Source organism: Streptomyces sp. NBC_00239 (assembly GCF_036194065.1).
Lineage (GTDB): Bacteria > Actinomycetota > Actinomycetes > Streptomycetales > Streptomycetaceae > Streptomyces.
The window spans coordinates 1,524,414-1,541,889 of sequence record NZ_CP108095.1; the positions used below are offsets into that span (position 1 = coordinate 1,524,414).

Sequence of the window (17,476 nt, forward strand, 5' to 3'; positions counted from 1 at the left end):
TAAGGGGCAGTGGAAACGAGTCAGGGGCCGTACCGGATTTCTCCGATACGGCCCCTGATCTGCGACTCTTTCGAGTCGGGACGACAGGATTTGAACCTGCGACCCCTTGACCCCCAGATCGATGGGTCGGAGGAAAAATCCTGACATACAGCACAATCTCAGGGCGCACAGCGTGCACATACGTACATGCTGTGCGCCCATCGACGTGGGCGCTGGTCCCCAACTGGTCCCCAAGGGGCACCACATGCCCCCCCCTCGGGCCCGCCATGCCCTCTTGACTTACGGAGCTGATGTCGCGTCACTCCGTCCCCACGCTGCGAGGCACGCGGCCACACCGGAGAGCACCGCGAGCATCCCGAAGAGCTGGGGGTAGCCGCCGAGAGGGCCGGCCAGGGCGGCGCCGGCCCAGGGGGCGAGAGCGGCGGCGATGTGGGCCGGGGCGCCGAGGAGTCCGGAGAGGCGGCCGTAGTGGGTGGTGCCCCACCGGTCGGTGACGGCGGTGGCCTGCAGGAGGGTGAGGTTGCCGCGGACGACTCCTGCCAAGACTGCGAGGACAACCAGCATGGGCAGCGGACCTGGGATGAGAGCGAGCGCTCCCGTGGTCGCGCCGCCGAGGGCGATGAGGGTGACCGTGCGGCCGGTGACCGAGGTACGGCCGGCCAGGCTCGCGTAGAGGGTGCGACCGAGGGTCTGGCCCGCGCCGCCGAGTCCCAGAGCCCAGGCGGCTGTCGTGGCGTCGACACCGCGTTCGGTGAGGAGCGGGATCAGCCCGATGACGACGGCGTACATGGCGAAGCTGGAGAGGGTGAAGGCCGCCGCCAGGACCACGAAGGGGCGGCTCTTGGCTACCGGGGTGCGGTCGGTGGTGGGCGGGGCCGCAGGCGCCGGGGGCCAGGGGGCTCGCAGGGCCAAGGCGTGGGCCGGGATGGTGATCGCGGCCAGGATGAGGGCGAGGACGGCATAGGTCTGCCGCCAGCTGAGGTGGTCCGCGAGGGTGGCGGTGAGCGGTGCGAAGACCGTGGAGGCCAGGCCGCCGGCCAGGGTGATGATGGTCAGCGCCCGGACCCGGTCCGGCCCCCACCAGCGGGTGACAGCAGCGAAGGCGGGCGGGTAGAAGGTGGCCGCCATGGCGATTCCGGCCAGGATCCAGCCGAGGAAGAAGACGGGCAGGTGGGGAGCGGCGGCGATGGTCAGGACGGCGAGGACGCCGATGCCGGATCCGGCTGTCATCACCGCTCGGGGACCCCGGCGGTCGAGGATCCGGCCGACAGGGATTCCGACCAGAGCGGAGACGAGCAGGGCCAGGGAGAATGCGCCGGTGGTCGCGTTGGCGGACCAGCCGGTGTCGGCCGTGAGGCGCGGGAGGAGTACGGGGAAGGCGTAGTAGACGATCCCCCAGCTCGTCATCTGTGTGGCGCACAGGGCGGGCAGCGCGGCGCGTGGCCGCGACCGGACCCCCGTCCCGGTCGCGGCCACGCCGGCCTGGGTGTTGGTCACCTCCGTCAGCAGCCACCGGAGACGGTGGCAGGGGCGCCGATGGTGAGGGTGGCCGGGGCGGCGCAGCAGCCTCCGCCGGACTCTTCGGCGGCCTCGGGCTGGTCGAAGAGGCCCGCGCCGCCGCACACGCCGGTCTCCGGGAGGGTGAGTTCGACGCGCTCGGCGGCCTCCCGGTCACCGGCGAGGGCCGCGGCGATGGAGCGGACCTGCTCGTATCCGGTCATGGCCAGGAAGGTCGGGGCGCGGCCGTAGGACTTCATGCCGGCGAGGTAGACGTCCTTCTCCGGGTGGGAGAGCTCGGTGGCTCCGTGGGGGTAGACGGTGCCGCAGGAGTGCTGGTTCGGGTCGATCAGCGGAGCGAGCTCGACCGGGGCCTGGAGGCGCTCATCCAGGCCGAGGCGCAGCTCGTCGAGAAAGGTGAGGTCGGGGCGGAAGCCGGTCAGGACGATGACCTCGTCGACCGGCTCCAGGCGGCGGCCATCCTCACCGACGAGGACCAGGCGGCCGTCCCCGGTCTTCTCGATGGCGTCGGTGCGGAACCCCGTCACCGCGTCGGCATAGCCGCCGTCTACCGCGGCCTTGGCCGCGAGGCCGAGGGCGCCACGGGCGGGCAGCTGGTCCGCGGTGCCGCCGCCGAAGGTGGAGCCGCTGATCCCGCGACGGAGGATCCAGGTCGCGTGCGTCCCGGTGCCGCCCTCCGCCTTGGCGAGATCGGCGAGGTAGGCCAGAGCGGTGAAGGCGGAGGCGCCCGAGCCGATGACGGCAGTGCGCTTGCCGGCGTAGCGGGTGCGGACGGCGGGGTCCTTGAGGTCGGGGACGCGGTACGTGATGTGGTCGGCCGCGCTCTTCTCGCCGAGTGCGTGCAGGCCGCTGCCGCCGGCCGGGCTGGGGGTGGACCAGGTTCCGGAGGCATCGATGACGGCACGGGCGAAGATCCTCTCCTCGCGGCCCTCGGGGCTGCTGAGGTGCACGACGAAGGGCTGGGTCTCACGGTCGGCGTCGACGATGCGGTCCCGGCCGGTGCGCGAGACACCGGTGACCGTCGCGTTGTAGCGGACACGGTCACCGAGGACGTCGGCCAGGGGCTGGAGGTAGAGCTCGGCCCAGTCGCCACCGGACGGGTACGTGGCACCGTCCGGCTTCACCCAGCCGGTGGGGGCGAGGAGCTTCTCCGCCTCGGGGTCGACGACCTCGGACCAGGTGGAGAACAGGCGTACGTGCGACCAGTCGCGCACCGCGGACGCGGCGACCGGTCCGGCCTCCAGGACCAGGGGCTCGATGTCCCGCTCGATGAGCCGGGCAGCCGCGGCGAGTCCAATCGGGCCGGCGCCGATCACGACGACGGGCAGGGCTTCGGTGGATGCGTTCACGGCGGGCTCCCCAGTTGATTCGACGTGTGTCGATGTCCTGACGCCTCTAGAATGGGCCCTGGATCGACGTTCGTCAACATAGACATCTGTCGAAGTTCGTCGGATGATGGGGGCATGACTACGAAGGTGTTGCCGCTGCTGGAGCCGGAGGCCGTGGCGGCATGCTGCCCGCCCCTGACGGAGCGCCCGCTGACGGCCGAGGAGGCCGAGCGGACCGCCGTCATGTTCAAGGCCCTGGGCGACCCGGTCCGCCTGAGGCTGTTCTCCGCCGTCGCCTCCCACGAGGGTGGCGAGGCGTGCGTGTGCGACATCTCGGATGTGGGTGTCTCCCAGCCGACGGTCTCCCATCACCTGAAGAAGCTGCGCGAGGCCGGGCTGCTGTCCTCCGAACGGCGCGGCACCTGGGTGTACTACCGGGTCGAGCCCGCGGTGCTCGCCGCCATGGGCCAGCTCCTGACCCGCGCGGCCTCCGCATGAGCATCACCATCGCGCCGCTGGCCGAAGCGCACGCGGACGAGGTCCTGGCGATCTACCAGGCGGGGATCGACGAGGGCAACGCCACCTTCGAGACCACCGCCCCCACCTGGGAGGCGTTCGAGGCGGGCAGGCTGCCGGAGCACCGCTTCGCCGCCGTCGGCGACGACGGCAAGGTCCTGGGCTGGGTCGCGGCGAGCAGGGTATCGGACCGGTGCGCGTACGCGGGCGTGGTCGAACACTCCGTCTACGTCCACCCTGCCGCCCGTGGCCAGGGTGTCGCCTCCGCCCTGTTGACGGCCTTCATCGGCTCGACGGAGGCCGCGGGGATCTGGACGATCCAGTCCGGCATCTTTCCCGAGAACCGCGCCAGCCTCGCCCTCCACCAGCGGGCCGGCTTCCGGGTCATCGGCACCCGCGAGCGCATCGGCCGCCACCACGGCGTGTGGCGCGACGTGGTGCTGCTGGAGCGCCGCAGCCCACTGATCGGCTGACCTTAGGCCTTCCCGTTAGAGCCCGTCGCCGCTGCTCAGGGTGAGCTGGCGGTGGTGGAAGTCGAAGTGCTGGGTGGGGTAGCGGTAGATGTCCGCGAGCGTCATGAAGTCCTTGAAGAACGGGTCCCAGCGGACGGGGTAGTGCATACCGCGGGCGAGCCTGGCCTCGGGCTCCGAGGCCAGGTGGCGGTGCAGGGAATCGATGACACGGTCGAACGCGGCGCCCATCCGGCGAGGTCCGTAGAACTTCACCGCCCCACGCGGGCCGGCGTAGTTGACCCAGTCGAACGGTACGGTGGCCGCGTCCAGCACCCGGGCGAACACTTTGCTCGCGCTCCGGGGGAGCCGGCCGAAGACGCGGACCAGGACCAGCAGCCGCAGGACGATCACGTAGCCGAACAGCATGTGCCACAGCAGCTGCTCATTGGTCCACTTGGTGCCGCGGGTGGGCCTGGCGAGATCCTCATCGGAGGCGCTGTCGAGCAGGCGGTGGAAGGTCTGGCGGGCTCGCTCGTAGTCCTCGTACACGGCCTGCCGGTCCATCGCGATCGCGTTCATCATGGCCTGCCAGCTCTGGGCCCGCACTCGACGAGTCGGCCGGGGTGGCAATGATTCCCGCTCCGGGCCAGGCGTAACGGAGGTGGCCGCGGCTGTACGGTCAGCCGTCCTGGAGGAGCGGGCCGAACGTCTGCTGCCCGATGCGGGTGGCGCAGGCCTGGCTGACAATCTCACCGCGCACCTCGGGGTGGGCCAACTGCCATTGCTCGGCTGAGGCCTGGCCGGTGAAGAAGTTGAGGGCGTCGCAGCACACTGCGGCGGCTGGGCCTTCGCCCTCGCGGCGCCCGACGAATACGACCGCCTCGGCGGGCTCCCATGTCGCCGAGCCGTTGGCGAAGGAGACCGTCACCGGCTGTGCGTCGACGGGGTCGGTGGAGGAGACGGTCACGTCCTGGCCGAGCATCGCGGAGATACCGAGGGCGTCGATCGCACACATCGACCACACGCTCACCCCGTTGGCCAGCTGCACCTGGTGCCGTGTCTCTCCTGCCGAGAACGGGTATGCGGCCTCGATCCGGCCCGATGCGTCGAGGGTCAGGAAGTCCTCGTGGTCCAGCTCCGCCAGGACCTCGCCGGCTGTCCGCCCGGCTTCCGCCGCCACGGGTTCGAGCAGGGCGGCATCCGGTGCGCGCCCCGTGGCGGCGAAGTGCCGCAGGATCGCCTGCTGGACCATCCGCAGGCCGCGCTCCGCCGGCGCACGCCTGCCCCGCCCTGACCGACCGATCGGATCCAGAGGGTCCAGAGGGTCCGTCTCGCAGCAGTCCTGCTCGTCGGCCGCCTGGGGCCTGCGTGCTCCCGAGAACGCCTCCCGGAGAGCCTGGACGCTCGGTGCACCGTCAGTGCGGCCCTCGGCGTCACGGTAGAGGCGGCACGACACCGACGGCGGAGCACCAGGGATGGGGAACGGGTCAATGCCGTCGAGGAGCACGGTCGGCGAACCGGTCATGCCCCACCGGGCTGCGTCGCTCTCCGCGGACACCTCGATCAGCTCGATCAGCTCGATCAGCTCGATCACGGCAGCGCGGCCGTCGAGTGCCTCCGCGATCCGCTCCCGCAAGACCGGCACATTCGGGCACTCCGGCACCGTGAGGATCGTGATCCGCATCCCGCTGTCCTTCCAGGTCGGTGGCCTTGTGAACCGAACGTAGACCTTCCAGCACACTGGAAGGTCAAGGCGTAGCGTGGAGCCATGCGCATCGGTGACCTCGCGGCGGCCGGCCAGGTGACGGCCAAGACCATCCGCTTCTACGAGCAGGCAGGGCTGCTGCCCGCCCCGCCCCGTACGACCGGCGGGTACCGCGACTACACGCCGGAGGCGGTGAGGCGGCTGGCGTTCATCCGCGACGCCCAGAGCGCGGGCCTGACGCTCGCCGAGATCCGCTCGGTCCTGGAGATTCGCGACAGTGGGCATGCCCCGTGCGGACACGTCACGAGCCTTATCGATCAGCGGCTGGCGGAGATCGAGCAGCGCATGGCCGAGCTCCGCCAGACCCGCACCGCGCTGCGCGAGCTCGCCCGGCGGGCCGCCGCCACCGATCCCGACACCTGCTCCGGGGGCGAGATCTGCACCATCCTCACGCGACCGTGACGGGCTCAGGTACCAGGCGCGGGATCAGGCGTACGTACACGACCATGCCGATGACCTCGACGAGGGTCTGCGTAACCACCACGACCGGGGCGAGCGCCAGGTCGTCGGGCAGGGCCAGAGCCAGCGGCAGCACGACCAGGGAGTTGCGTGTCGCACCGGTGAAGACCACCGCCCGGGAAGCGGGGGCATCCAGCCGGAAGAGGCGCGCGATCATCCGTCCGGCAAAGGCCATGACGACGAGGAAAGCCACGTAGAAGGGGATGACCGCGGCTGCGTCCGCGAGACTGCCGCCGAGCTTGGGGACCTGGGAGGCGACCACGGTGATGAGCGTCGCGGCCATCAACGGCACCATCGTCGCGGTGGCCGCATCCGAGATCCTCTGCCCCGACTGCTTACGCGCCGCCCACGCCTGAAACGCCCAGGCCAGCGCGAGCGGAATCACGATGAGTACCAGGAAGGCCTCGACGAACGGGCCGACCGCGACGATGTCGGCCAGGTCCGCCCCCATGAACAGGTAGAGGAAGCCCGGCAACAGCAGCATCTGCACGATGAGCAGGAGTGGTGTGGCGGCCAGCAGGCGCCTGCTGGAGCCATGGGCCAAGCCGCTGAAGACAATCACGTAGTCCACACACGGGCACAGCAGGACCAGCAGCACCCCCACGCGGACCGCCTGGTCGGCCGGGAGAAAGGTGAACATGGCGGCCACGACCAGCGGGACGACTACGAAGTTGACCACCAGGGCCGCGCCGAGGAACCGGGCGTCGCGCAGAGAGCGGAGCAGGTCGGCGGCGGGCACCTGGAGGAAAGTCACGAACAGCAGTGCCCCGAGGACCGGGTTGATGGCGTACTCGAGGCCCGAACCGGCCGCCGGTGCCGCCCAGCCCAGCAGCCCTCCGAGAGCCATGGCGGCGATGTAGATCGCGATCTGGTGGTGTTCCATCCGCTCGACCAGACCTGGCGATTCCTGCGGCATTCCTTTGTTTTCCCGTTCTGCCGGCCTGCCGTCCTGCTGTTGGAGGACCTGGTCATTGTGGCAAGCGGCCCTGGGTCTGCTTACGGGGCGCTTGAGCGGGGAAGCCCAGGTCCACCAGCGTCGACTGCTCGGTTCGGCAGGCGGACCGACGCCGGCGGCGCAGCACCCAGAGCGTGCCGGCCAGGGCGAGGACGGTGAAGACGGCCAGAGCCGGAATCCAGAAGGCCCCGATCGCGGAAGCCGTTCCCACAGCGCCGAGGAGTCCCAGGATCGGGCCGATGCAGCAGGCCGCGCAGGCGAGAGCTGCCAGAGCTCCGGCGCCGAGCATCGTCTTGCCGGAGGACTTCGTTTGAGGGTTCATGCGGCAGCTCCGAACAGGTCGGCCAGCAGTGTGCCGGCGGCTTCGGGCGCCCTCACGGTCAGCGTCAGCCGATCCGGTGCCAGGTCCAGGGTGAAGTCGAAGAAGGCGCAGCATCCCTGCTCGGCCGCCGCAAGCGACGCGAGCTCGCCGGCCAGTTCCGGCGTGCCGGGAAAGATCAGGCGCAGCCCGTCGCCGGTCTCCTCGCGGCTGCTGGCCCGGGCGACGAGGGCCCGCCACTGCTCTGTGCGCTCCCCCAGCTCGGCCCCGTCGAGGGTGCAGGCCACGGGCGCCTCACGCCACGGCTCGTCGGCCACATCCGGCGGACGGGTGGGCGAGAGTTCCACGAGCACCGGGCCCGGCGCTTGGTCCGGGGTGGAGGTACAGCCGCAGTCCGGGCCGCAGCCGCCCGCAGGGGCAGGCCCGGCCAGCTCACGGTGGACCTCGGCGAGGCGGGCGGAGAAGGCCGCCAGCTCCGCCGCGCGGCGGTCGGCGTCCGTGATCCGGTCCGCGATCAGCGGCAGCATCCGCTCACGCACCGCTGCACACGCCCCCGCGTCCCGCACGTCCAGCAGATCGCGGATGTCCTCCAGCGCCAGTCCCAGCAGCTTCGCCGAGGAGATGAACGCCAGGCGCTCGACCGCGTCCTGACCGTACTGGCGATAGCCCGACGCTGTGCGCTCGGCCGGCAGCAGCCCAGCCATCTCGTAGAACCGCAGCGTGGAGGCCGGAACGCCCGAAAGGCCGGCCAGCTGCGAGATACGCAGTGTGCTCATGTCTCGAACGTAAACCTTCAACCCGACTCGAAGGTCAAGCCCGCAGCAGTCCCGCGATCTCACGGGCGGCGTCCCTGGCGGGGCGGCCGACGCCGATGAGGGTTGCGGAGGCCGGGCCGGCCCAGTCGCCGTAGCCGAGCAGGTGCAGGCGCGGCTCGTCGGCGGCGCGAGTGCCCACGGTTGCGATGTGCCCGCGGGTACCGCGCAGCTTGAGCGAGGCGAAGTGGGCCAGGGCCGGGCGGAAGCCGGTGCACCAGATGATCGCGTCGGCCTGGGCGGTCGTACCGTCGGCCCAAGCCACGCCGCCCTCGGTGAGGCGACTGAACATGGGGGTGGCAGTCAGGAGTCCGGCGTCGCGGGCGGCTCGTACGGGCGGGACGGCGACGATGTCGCCGAGCGAGGCCACGCCACCGTTGTCGGTGCGGCCTTCATCGAGGGCGCGGCGCCGGGCGGTGGCGTGGTCGAAGAGGGCGCGGCCGTCGATGTCGTCGGCGAGGTAGCGCGGCGGGCGCTGCGTCACCCATGTCAGCTCTGTCGTGCCGGCGAGGTCGGCGGCGATCTGGGCGCCGGAATTGCCTCCGCCGACCACGATCACGCGCTGTCCGGCGAACTCGGCCGGGCTGCGGTACTGGACGGTGTGGAGCTGACGCCCCTGGAAATCGCGCCGTCCGGGAACAGCGGGCAGGAACGGGCGGGTCCACGTGCCGGTCGCGCTGACGACAGTGCGGGCCTACCAGGCTCCGCAGTCGGTCTCGACCTGGAGGAACGCGCCGTCGCGGTGGACCGCCTCCACCCACACGCCGCGTTCGACCGGCAGCTCGTACCGCTTCTCGTAGTCGGCGAGGTACGACACGACGTGTTGCGCGTCGGGGTAGATCTCGCCGGGCTGGAGCGGCATGAGGCGGCCGGGCAGGGAGGAGTAGGCGGCCGGGGAGAACAGGCGGAGGGAGTTCCACGTGTGCTGCCAGGCTCCGCCGGGCGCCTCCTGGGCGTCGAGGATGACGAACTCGATGCCCAGGCGGCGCAGGTGGTAACCGGCGGCGAGCCCGGACTGGCCGCCGCCAATCACCACCACCTCCGTGCGTCGTGTCATGCCGCGGGCTGCTCCGTGTCGCTCTTGCCGCGCATGAAGATGACCGCCACCAGAGCGAGGCCCACCACCGCGCCCACGAGCTGCACGCCGATGAACGCCGGGACCGAGGCGGGGGCGATGCCCGCGAAGGTGTCGGTGAAGGCGCGGCCGATGGTGACGGCCGGGTTGGCGAAGGACGTGGAAGAGGTGAACCAGTACGCCGCGCCGATGTACGAGGCGACCGCGACGGGCGCGAAACGGAGCCGGTCGGTCTTGGCCAGGCCGAAGATCAGCAGGATCAGGCCGGCGGTCGCGACGACCTCCCCCAGCAGCAGGTTCCCGGCGGAGCGGTCGTGGGTGGACCACTTCACCAGCGGCTCGCCGAACATCGCGTCCGCCAGGATCGCGCCCGCGATCGCACCGACGATCTGCGAAGGCACGTACACGGCGAGCTCGCGGGCGGTGACTCCGGCGCCGCCGCGGCGGGCGGTCCACCACTCGGCCAGGGTGACGGCCGGGTTGAAGTGCGCACCGGAGACCGGCCCGAGCAAGGCAATCAGGACACCGAGGCCGAAGACGGTGGCGGTGGAGTTGGCCAGCAGCTGCAGGGCCACGTCCTGGGTGAGGTCGGTGGCCTGGATGCCGGAGCCGACGACGATCGCGACCAGGGCCGCGGTGCCGACGAGCTCGGCGGCGGCGCGGGCGATCAGCGGGGTGCGGGGCGGGGTCTCGCCGGGTGCGGGCTGGGGCTCGTCGGCGGCTATGTCGCTCTCCGCTGCGGGGGCGGCGACGGGCTCGGTGGCGGTCAAGACGGGTTCTCCTCGGGCAGGTGAGGCAGAGCGGGCTATGGGCAGGACCGCTTGAGGTTCGCTTCGGCGGTGGCTCGCGCGGCCTGGGCAAGGTCGGCGAACTGACCGGCGAGGGCTTCGATGACTTCCGGGCGCAGGCGGTAGTAGATGTACCTTCCGCATGGCTCCGTCTCCACGACCCCGGCCTCGCGCAGCACCTTCAGGTGGTTCGAGAGGTTCGTCTGCTTGGCGCCCGTCTCTTCCACGAGGTGGGTGGTGCAGAGCGTCTCGCGGGCGAGGAGGGTCACGATCTGGAGCCTGAGCGGGTCGGCCAGAACCCGGATCAGATCAGTGTCGACTGACGTCATCATGTGCTGATACTGTCACATCATCTGGGGCTGACACCAGTCCGAGCTGACCTTATTGGCTCCTTTGAACGGGAACGCCATGTCCACGTCCTCATCGCCCCTTCTGCCGGACGAACGCCTGGCCGCCGGGGCCGCCCGTCTCGCCTCCCGGTACGCCGGCCACTTCGCGCCGGAAACCGTGCTGAGCCTGCTCGCCGACTCCTACGCACGTCTTGCCGAACAGGCAGGGGTCCATACGCACCTAGTCGTGCTGGCGGAGCGGCTGACCGCCGAACGCCTGGACGCGCTCGCCCACACCCAAGGGCTGACGAGCGGGCCGACCCGAGTGCTGTTCGTGTGCAGCCAGAACGCCGGCCGCTCCCAGATGGCCGCGGCTCTCCTGGCGCACCGGGCAGGCGAGCGGGTAACGGTCTCCTCCGCGGGCACCCACCCCGCCGACGCAGTGGAGCCGCACATCGCTCAGGCACTCACCGAGGCCGGCGTGGACCTGGCCGACGCCTACCCCAAGCCGCTGACCCAAGAGGTCGTCCAGGCCGCCGACATCGTGATCACGATGGGTTGCGGCGATGCCTGCCCCGTCATGCCCGGTCGCCGCTACCTCGACTGGCCCGTGGCTGACCCCGATGGGGCGCCGATCGCCGTCGTCCGCGATGTCCGCGACGCCATCGACGCCCACATCACCGAGCTGCTCACCCAGCTCGCCCCCTGAAGCCCCATCGATCCCCACCGCAGTCGCCTCACCCCAAGGAAGAACAGATGTCCTCCGCTCCTGCCGCCTCCGTCCTGTTCGTCTGCATCCACAACGCGGGCCGCTCCCAGATGGCGGCCGGGTTCCTGCGCCACCTCGCCGGCGACCGCGTCGAGGTCCGCTCCGCCGGTTCCATGCCCGGCGAGCAGATCAACCCCTCCGCCGTCGCCGCCATGGCCGAGCTGGGCATCGACATCTCCGACCAGAAGCCGAAGGTCCTCACCCCCGAGGCCGCCCAGGCGTCCGACTACATCATCACGATGGGCTGCGGCGACGCCTGCCCGTACTTCCCCGGCAAGACCTACCTCGACTGGCAGCTCGAGGACCCGGCCGGTCAGGGTGTCGAGGCCGTCCGTCCCATCCGTGACGAGATCAAGGGCCTCATCGAGGGCCTGATCGCCGAGATCGACGCCAAGCCGAAGGCCTGACGGCCGCGACTGAAGCGACCACGATCGACGGCATACGCAACGTCATCATCATCGGCTCCGGCCCCGCCGGATACACCACCGCCCACAGGAGAGGAGGCCGCATCGTGGCCCTCAAGAGCGTGACCGACGCATCCTTCATCGAGGACGTCCTCCAGAGCGACAAACCGGTACTCGTCGACTTCTGGGCGGCATGGTGTGGCCCCTGCCGCCAGCTGACCCCGTCACTGGAGGCCATCGCCGCCGAGCACGGCAAGAAGATCAAAATCGTCAAGCTGAACATCGACGAGAACCCGGAGACGGCCGCCGCATACGGCGTCATGTCCATCCCGACGATGAACGTGTTCGTCGGCGGCAGGGTCGCCAAGACCATCGTGGGCGCCAAGCCCAAGGCCGCCCTCCAGCGTGAGCTCGGCGCCTTCCTCGCAGGCTGACGCAACTCCCTCGATGCCCCTGCGCCGGCACCGACCGCAGGGGGCATCGCCATGCAGCAGCGCCAGGGGCTCAACTCGCCTTCCGTCGACGACCCCACCTCCGGCCGCGTCGAACGGTGGGAGCTCGCCGTAAACGGCGATTCGACGACCGCGACGTCCATCCGCCCCTGGGGCACAGGCTCCGCGGCCGACATCGGCGCCTGCCTCTAGCGCAGAGACCCGTGACACCCCAGGGGTGTCAGCGGCAGCAGGGCATCCCGCCCGGCGACACCGCCTCCTCACGTGTGACCACCGGCAGTTCGGCTCCCGCTCCCATCGGCTTGGCCGCGCGGACGATCGCGGAGTGCATGCCGTCGGCAACCGCGTGAGCCGGAGTGAGCTCGACCTCGGTGAAGCCGGCAGCCTCCAGCACTGCTCGGTACTCGGCGAAGGACAGCGCTCCGGCGATGCATCCGACGTAGTCGCCGCGCACCGCCCGCTCGGCGGGCGTGAGCCGGTCCTCGGCAACCACGTCCGAGATGCCGATACGGCCGCCGGGCGCAAGAACCCGGTACATCTCCGCGAAGACGGCCGCCTTGTCCACGGACAAGTTGATCACGCAGTTGGAGATGACCACGTCGATCGTCTGCGCGGGCAAGGGGATCGCCTCGATGGTGCCCTTCAGGAACTCCACATTGGTCGCGCCCGCCTTCTTCTGGTTCGCCAGGGCCAGGGCCAGCATCTCCTCGGTCATGTCCAGCCCGTACACCTTGCCGCTCACCCCGACCCGCCGAGCCGACAGCAGTACGTCGATGCCCCCGCCTGACCCGAGGTCCAGCACCCGCTCGCCCTCCCGCAGCTCGGCGACGGCGAGGGGGTTCCCGCAGCCGAGCGACGCGGCCACCGCCTCGGCCGGCAGGGCCTCGCGCTCCGCCTCCGCGACAGCCCGGATCCGAAGTTCTCGTCGATCTCGACGCTTCCGGACCCACAACAAGCGGTACCGCCCGCAGCGACTTGAAGGGCCGCAGCCGCATAGACGACGCGGACCGCTTCGCGGATATCTGACTGTTCACTCACGGCTTGCCCCTTTTCTGCTGCTCCAAGGCTTATGCCATCAACCATGGACCTCGCATCGATAAACGTCAACATAGAGATCCGTCGAAGCAACGGTCCGCTTCGTCATCGCCGAACGGCACGGCTCCAGCACCCGCTACGAGGTCAACTCGGCCTGCCTGGACTGCTTCCCCGCCGCCGTACGCGCGATCACGGGGCAGCCATGAGGATCATCCCGATGACCGCCGACCACGGCGAACAGGTCCTGGCCATCTACCAATCGGGCATCGACGAAGGGAACGCCACCCTCGAAACCGAGGCACCGGACTGGCGGACCTTCGACGCGGCCAAACTCCCCTCGCACCGCTACGTCGCCACCGCGCGCAGGCTTCCGCGTCATCGGCACCCGAGAACGCATCGGCCGCCACCACGGCCGCTGGCGCGACGTCGTCCTCTTCGAACGCCGAAGCCCGCTCGTCGACTAGAAACATAGGCCTATAGGGTGAGGCCCCCTCGTGATCACATGACTTCGCAGAGGAGCCCCTACGCATGACCCTGGGCATCATCGGACAGGCCGCCGGGCTGTTTGCCGTCACCAACATCGACGACATCCTGATCCTGGCGTTGTTCTTCGCCCAGGGCTCCGGCCACCCGGGGTCGACTCGCCGCATCGTGCTCGGCCAGTACCTTGGCTTCACCGCCATCCTCGCCGTCGCCGTGGCCGCCGCATTCGGCGCGACGTTCCTCCCGGCATCCGCCGTCCCGTACCTCGGCCTCCTGCCGCTCGCGCTCGGCCTCAAGGCCGCCTGGCAGGCATGGAGGCACCAGGACGAACAAGGGGGCGAGGAAACCGCGACGAAGCCGGGCGGACCGGGGGCAATGGAGGTCGCTGCGGTCACCTTCGCCAACGGCGGCGACAACATCGGCGTCTACGTCCCCGTGTTCGCCACGGCCGGCACCCGCGGGATGGCGGTCTACGCAGCCGTCTTCCTCGCCCTGGTCGCCCTTTGGTGCTTCGCGGGCAGGTTCTTCGCCACCCGCCCGGTCATCGCCAAGGCTCTCGGCCGCTGGGGCCACATCCTCCTCCCGCTGGTTCTGATCAGCATCGGCCTGCTCATCCTCATCGAGGGCGGAGCCTTCGGCCTGTAGGAGCGACGGCGTTGATGTGCGCGCAATGACGCGACGAGCAGTGGGTCCAGGCGCCAAGGCGCCCGGACCCACTGCTGCGCGCAGAGCTCCAGAACTTCAGGGCACAGCCGTCAAGCGACGAGCCGCGCGGTGTAGTCCCCCGCCGCCTCCACTGCTGCAACGAGCGCTTCGGTTCGAGTGTCGGCGTCCTTGTCCAGCAGGATGACACAGCGCCCGGTGCGCACGTCGGTGGTGGCCGACCGGACGCCGGCGACGTCCTCCAACTCGTCGTCGATGAGGAGGCCGCAGCTGGTGCAGTGCATCCCCTCAATCAGCAGCACCACCTGTCGGCACACGTCGCTCCCGGTGTCGACTTCCGCCACGGCCGAGACAGCCTTCTTCCGACCGAACAGCTTCATCACAGATCCTTCTTGAATTCGATGGCGCCGGTCTGCATGCCCATGGCGCAGGAGAACCGCAGGGTGCCGGGCTTGCGGGTGCCCAGGTCGATCTCGGTGTCACCGTCGCGCTTGACGATCTCCTGCACATCGAGCTCGGGGATGGTGAACGCCCGCGCGCAGCCGCCGGAGTCCTTGCCGTGCAGCACCAGCGTGGTCGGCACGCCGGCCTTCGCCGTGAACTGGGTGGGGGTGTAGAAGTCCGTCACGGTGAGGGTGACGATCTGCCGCCCCGACACGTCGGTGCGGACGGGCGTCACGCTCCCCGGCTCGGCGCCACCACCTCCGGAGCCGCTGCCGTCGCCGCCTTCCACGATGAACGGGCCGGTGGCCGCGGCCTGCCGCTGCGGGGCGTCGAAGGTCACCCAGCCGCCCGCCTGCAGCGCGGACATCATGGTCCAGCCGGCGACGGCGAGGACCACCACGCCGGTGAGTCCGGCGAGCTTGCCCGACAGCGCCCGGCTGCTGCGGCGGAAGAGGTAGCCGAGTACGGCGAACAGCGGCGCGGTGCCGAGCACGAAGCCCGCCATCACCGCCGCGCCGGCCACGGCGGATCCCGAGGTGATGGCCAGGAGCTCCATGGACAGGGTCACGCCGCACGGCACCAGGACGGTGGCGAAGCCGACGAGGGCCGGGGTGGCGACGGTGTCGGTCCTGGCGCTGCGCCGCATGAGGCGGCCGAATGACGCGGGCGGCCGGGGCACCAGCCGTCCGGCGGCCTTGACTCCGATCAGGTCCAGAGCGAACAGCACCATGAACGCGGCCGCGACGAGCATCAATACGGCCTGGGTGCGCGGGCTGGGCTGGAGGGCCTTCCCGAAGACGCCGAGCAGGGCGCCGAAAACGGTGTGGGAAAGGAGTTTTCCGACGAGGAAGGCCCCGACGGGTGCCAGCGGCGTGTCGGCCCGCGGAGCCGAACCGCCAGCCTTGGCAGCCGGCTTGGCGGCCGACTTCGTGGGGGTCTCCGGGGTGCGGCGGCGAGTGACGGCGCCCGCGAGCAGGCCACCCTGGACGGCGGCGCACGAGGCGCCTCCGGCGAGCAGCCCGGTGCCGGCACCGGTGATCAGCAAAGCGATGGACGACGGCATGCGTCGTTACTCCTGTTCTGCGACGACGGCACGCGCACACGGATGACCGGCGTACGGAACATCCGGGCGTGCCGAAGCTGACGTGAGGTGAGCGGCGTCCCACGAGGCGGTAAGCCTCACGGGCGGCCGGACATCACGTCCGTGACACGCACAACCGGTGCAGATCGGGAGGGGCCGCCGTCGGCGGCGGAGCGTGGGGCCACAGCGGCGATGGCGTACCCGCGCAGACGGCGTCATGCGCAGGCGCCGCGGCCACCTGGGTGGCGGGGCCGTCCTGGACCAGGACACCCTTGGGCGCCACGCACTGTTCCTCGGCCGCTGGGCAGTGGGGGCCGTTGGCCGGCGAGGTCGCCGACACCGCCGACGTGCCGCTCTGTGCCATAGCCACGGAAGGCGGGGCCATCGGCATCGGGCCGGTCATCGCCATGGCGGGCCGGGCAAGTCCTGTCAGGCAGGCGAAGAGCGCGCACACCAGCAGCACTCCGGACCAGGTCCGGAGCGAGGCGGGCAGGTGTCGCGGCATGCGCGCCATGCTAGGCCATCTCCGGCGGCCTCCCCGCGTGGGGAGGCGCCGCCGGGTGCGGCACCGCACGTCCTACCGGCCGGGAGCGCCCTCGATGATCCGGCAGACCACCGCATCCTCTCCCCGGCCCGCCGCTTGGTCGGCCTGGGCCCGGGCGGCGAGGAGCGTCGTGCGCAGGGCCTGGAGGTCGGCGATGCGGCGGTCGATGTCGGCCAGGTGCTGGTCGAGGAGGTCTGTGACCAGGGCGCATGGCTGTTCGCCGCTGCGTTGGAGGTCGAGGATCTCCTTGATCTCCTTGAGGCTGAGGCCCAGGGCCTGAGCCTGCCGGATGAAGCCGAGTACGGGAATTGCCGCGTCGGTGTAGACGCGGTAGCCGGCCGGGGTCCGCTCGGGCGGGTCGATGAGGCCGTTGGCCTCGTAGAGTCGTACGGCCTTGGGGCTCATCCCCGTCTGCGTGGCGATACGGCCGACAGTGAGCATGCGAGCGGCTCCGTTCGTGGGGGTGACGCCAGTCTGCACTTGACCTTGCCCTTGGGGCAAGGTTTTAGCGTCCGATCATGACCACAGATCAAGCCGGTGACTGTCCGGTCGCGATGGACGTGCGCCCGCTGAGCGCCCGCTGCGCCGAACTCGTCGAGCAGGCCGAGCACGCCTGCTTCGGGATCAGCCCGTTCAACAGCTACTTCTCCACCACCAGGATCCGGGAACTGGCGGCGTGGGGACGGCGGAACTTCGGGCGGGTGGACTTCTTCGTGCCGGACGCGCCCAGTGCCCACACCCTGGAGGCCCTGGGCCACGCGCCGGAAAAGGCCGTGTGGAAGGCTCGCCGGCAAGGTCAGTACACCCGCAACAAGGTCGTCTCGGCGTTGGAGTCGCTGGGCGTCGCCGACGCCGAGCGGCACGTTCTGGGCTGGGCCGAGCTGGAGCACAATCCGGCCTTCGCCAGGCTGCACACGAGCGGGCTGCAGCGTTACAGCGAGGACGGCCCCTTCCGTGCCGCATGCCAGGAGGCTACGGGTTGGGTGCTGGCCGGCAAGCTCCCCTCCGGTCAGGTACCGGCCGAGGAGCAGGTGGAGCGTGCGGTCCGCTACTTCCTGGCCGAGCTGCCGCTTTTCATGGACACCCCGTCCATCGTCGGCGCCACGGGATCGGTCTTCTGCTACCACCAGCCGCCCGATGTGCTGCGGCGGCTGTACGGGGGCGGGCTGTCCTTGCGGCCGGCCGCCGGACAGGGATTCGCGGTCGTCACGCCCGCCGCTCCCCCACCGGTCTCCCCCGCACCCGCTTCCGTACAAGACTGAAAGCAACCGAGAAGAGTTCTGCC

General features: G+C 70.5%; 22 protein-coding genes and 3 pseudogenes. 10 read left to right on the top strand and 15 right to left on the bottom strand.

From position 1 onward, the window contains the following. Window positions 1-279 precede the first annotated feature (279 nt). Together OG764_RS06485 and OG764_RS06490 are read right to left on the bottom strand one after the other, a co-directional pair. Window positions 280-1,506 carry an MFS transporter gene (locus OG764_RS06485; protein WP_443056187.1) on the bottom strand — a complete coding sequence of 409 codons (1,227 nt, stop codon included), beginning with the start codon at window positions 1,504-1,506 and terminating at the stop codon, window positions 280-282. Beyond that, window positions 1,503-2,867 carry an NAD(P)-binding domain-containing protein gene (locus OG764_RS06490; RefSeq protein WP_328967431.1) on the bottom strand — a complete coding sequence of 455 codons (1,365 nt, stop codon included), beginning with the start codon at window positions 2,865-2,867 and terminating at the stop codon, window positions 1,503-1,505. Before OG764_RS06490 ends, OG764_RS06485 begins: the two co-directional genes overlap by 4 nt. Window positions 2,868-2,981: 114 nt before the next feature. On the opposite strand from OG764_RS06490, the gene OG764_RS06495 reads away from it, so the two are divergent. Both OG764_RS06495 and OG764_RS06500 read left to right on the top strand, forming a co-directional pair. Beyond that, window positions 2,982-3,344, top strand: coding sequence for an ArsR/SmtB family transcription factor (locus OG764_RS06495; RefSeq protein ID WP_328967432.1), 363 nt, complete (start codon window positions 2,982-2,984; stop codon window positions 3,342-3,344). After that, window positions 3,341-3,835: a GNAT family N-acetyltransferase gene (locus tag OG764_RS06500; protein ID WP_328967433.1), complete on the top strand. Its 495-nt coding sequence runs from the start codon at window positions 3,341-3,343 to the stop codon at window positions 3,833-3,835. Before OG764_RS06495 ends, OG764_RS06500 begins: the two co-directional genes overlap by 4 nt. A gap of 15 nt (window positions 3,836-3,850) precedes the next feature. On the opposite strand, the gene OG764_RS06505 is transcribed toward OG764_RS06500, so the two are convergent. Continuing rightward, window positions 3,851-4,420: a DinB family protein gene (locus OG764_RS06505; protein WP_328967434.1), complete on the bottom strand. Its 570-nt coding sequence runs from the start codon at window positions 4,418-4,420 to the stop codon at window positions 3,851-3,853. 73 nt (window positions 4,421-4,493) lie between these two features. Next, window positions 4,494-5,498: an alkylmercury lyase family protein gene (locus OG764_RS06510; protein ID WP_328967435.1), complete on the bottom strand. Its 1,005-nt coding sequence runs from the start codon at window positions 5,496-5,498 to the stop codon at window positions 4,494-4,496. 84 nt (window positions 5,499-5,582) lie between these two features. Here OG764_RS06510 and OG764_RS06515 point away from each other — a divergent pair, with 84 nt between their 5' ends. Next, window positions 5,583-5,981 carry a heavy metal-responsive transcriptional regulator gene (locus tag OG764_RS06515; RefSeq protein ID WP_328967436.1) on the top strand — a complete coding sequence of 133 codons (399 nt, stop codon included), beginning with the start codon at window positions 5,583-5,585 and terminating at the stop codon, window positions 5,979-5,981. Here OG764_RS06515 and OG764_RS06520 read toward each other — a convergent pair. From OG764_RS06520 to OG764_RS06545, 6 genes and pseudogenes are all read right to left on the bottom strand, one after another. Next, a complete protein-coding gene (locus OG764_RS06520; RefSeq protein ID WP_328967437.1) occupies window positions 5,968-6,954 on the bottom strand; it encodes an arsenic resistance protein in 987 nt (328 codons plus the stop codon). The two genes, OG764_RS06515 and OG764_RS06520, sit on opposite strands and share 14 nt — an antisense overlap. A 52-nt stretch (window positions 6,955-7,006) precedes the next feature. Further along, window positions 7,007-7,315: a hypothetical protein gene (locus OG764_RS06525; RefSeq protein ID WP_328967438.1), complete on the bottom strand. Its 309-nt coding sequence runs from the start codon at window positions 7,313-7,315 to the stop codon at window positions 7,007-7,009. Next, a complete protein-coding gene (locus OG764_RS06530) occupies window positions 7,312-8,088 on the bottom strand; it encodes a MerR family transcriptional regulator (protein WP_328967439.1) in 777 nt (258 codons plus the stop codon). The genes OG764_RS06525 and OG764_RS06530 overlap by 4 nt, the downstream gene beginning before the upstream one ends. A gap of 34 nt (window positions 8,089-8,122) precedes the next feature. Next, a pseudogene (locus OG764_RS06535) lies at window positions 8,123-9,181 on the bottom strand (ArsO family NAD(P)H-dependent flavin-containing monooxygenase). After that, the gene (locus OG764_RS06540; protein WP_328967440.1) at window positions 9,178-9,969 is read right to left on the bottom strand and encodes an MIP/aquaporin family protein; all 792 of its coding nucleotides are present in this window, start codon (window positions 9,967-9,969) and stop codon (window positions 9,178-9,180) included. Before OG764_RS06540 ends, OG764_RS06535 begins: the two are co-directional and overlap by 4 nt. A 35-nt stretch (window positions 9,970-10,004) precedes the next feature. Then, window positions 10,005-10,319, bottom strand: coding sequence for an ArsR/SmtB family transcription factor (locus OG764_RS06545; RefSeq protein ID WP_328967441.1), 315 nt, complete (start codon window positions 10,317-10,319; stop codon window positions 10,005-10,007). A 76-nt stretch (window positions 10,320-10,395) separates the two neighbouring features. On the opposite strand from OG764_RS06545, the gene OG764_RS06550 reads away from it, so the two are divergent. From OG764_RS06550 to OG764_RS06565, 4 genes are all read left to right on the top strand, one after another. After that, window positions 10,396-11,025, top strand: coding sequence for an arsenate-mycothiol transferase ArsC (locus tag OG764_RS06550; RefSeq protein WP_328967442.1), 630 nt, complete (start codon window positions 10,396-10,398; stop codon window positions 11,023-11,025). Window positions 11,026-11,072: 47 nt separating this feature from the next. Beyond that, on the top strand, window positions 11,073-11,492 hold the full coding sequence (locus OG764_RS06555; RefSeq protein ID WP_046776622.1) for an arsenate reductase ArsC: 420 nt from the start codon (window positions 11,073-11,075) through the stop codon (window positions 11,490-11,492). A gap of 104 nt (window positions 11,493-11,596) precedes the next feature. Further along, window positions 11,597-11,923 (top strand): thioredoxin, encoded by a 327-nt coding sequence (gene trxA, locus OG764_RS06560; protein ID WP_443055860.1) that lies wholly within the window; start codon window positions 11,597-11,599, stop codon window positions 11,921-11,923. 51 nt (window positions 11,924-11,974) lie between these two features. After that, on the top strand, window positions 11,975-12,133 hold the full coding sequence (locus OG764_RS06565; RefSeq protein WP_328967443.1) for a hypothetical protein: 159 nt from the start codon (window positions 11,975-11,977) through the stop codon (window positions 12,131-12,133). Window positions 12,134-12,161: 28 nt separating this feature from the next. On the opposite strand, the pseudogene arsM reads toward OG764_RS06565, so the two are convergent. Beyond that, a pseudogene (gene arsM, locus OG764_RS06570) lies at window positions 12,162-12,979 on the bottom strand (arsenite methyltransferase). A gap of 199 nt (window positions 12,980-13,178) precedes the next feature. On the opposite strand from arsM, the pseudogene OG764_RS06575 reads away from it, so the two are divergent. Both OG764_RS06575 and OG764_RS06580 read left to right on the top strand, forming a co-directional pair. Then, window positions 13,179-13,440, top strand: a pseudogene (locus tag OG764_RS06575) (hypothetical protein). Window positions 13,441-13,504: 64 nt separating this feature from the next. Continuing rightward, the gene (locus OG764_RS06580) at window positions 13,505-14,104 is read left to right on the top strand and encodes a cadmium resistance transporter (RefSeq protein ID WP_328967444.1); all 600 of its coding nucleotides are present in this window, start codon (window positions 13,505-13,507) and stop codon (window positions 14,102-14,104) included. Between the two features lie 110 nt (window positions 14,105-14,214). On the opposite strand, the gene OG764_RS06585 is transcribed toward OG764_RS06580, so the two are convergent. The 4 genes from OG764_RS06585 to OG764_RS06600 form a co-directional block, all read right to left on the bottom strand. Beyond that, the gene (locus tag OG764_RS06585) at window positions 14,215-14,502 is read right to left on the bottom strand and encodes a cation transporter (RefSeq protein WP_328967445.1); all 288 of its coding nucleotides are present in this window, start codon (window positions 14,500-14,502) and stop codon (window positions 14,215-14,217) included. Next, the gene (locus tag OG764_RS06590; protein WP_328967446.1) at window positions 14,502-15,629 is read right to left on the bottom strand and encodes an urease accessory protein UreH domain-containing protein; all 1,128 of its coding nucleotides are present in this window, start codon (window positions 15,627-15,629) and stop codon (window positions 14,502-14,504) included. The genes OG764_RS06585 and OG764_RS06590 overlap by 1 nt, the downstream gene beginning before the upstream one ends. A gap of 133 nt (window positions 15,630-15,762) precedes the next feature. Next, a complete protein-coding gene (locus tag OG764_RS06595) occupies window positions 15,763-16,152 on the bottom strand; it encodes a hypothetical protein (RefSeq protein ID WP_328967447.1) in 390 nt (129 codons plus the stop codon). 72 nt (window positions 16,153-16,224) lie between these two features. Then, a complete protein-coding gene (locus tag OG764_RS06600; protein WP_328967448.1) occupies window positions 16,225-16,632 on the bottom strand; it encodes a heavy metal-responsive transcriptional regulator in 408 nt (135 codons plus the stop codon). A gap of 77 nt (window positions 16,633-16,709) precedes the next feature. Here OG764_RS06600 and OG764_RS06605 point away from each other — a divergent pair, with 77 nt between their 5' ends. Then, window positions 16,710-17,453, top strand: a complete 744-nt coding sequence (locus OG764_RS06605; protein ID WP_328967449.1) for a tRNA-dependent cyclodipeptide synthase — start codon at window positions 16,710-16,712, stop codon at window positions 17,451-17,453. Window positions 17,454-17,476 lie beyond the last annotated feature (23 nt).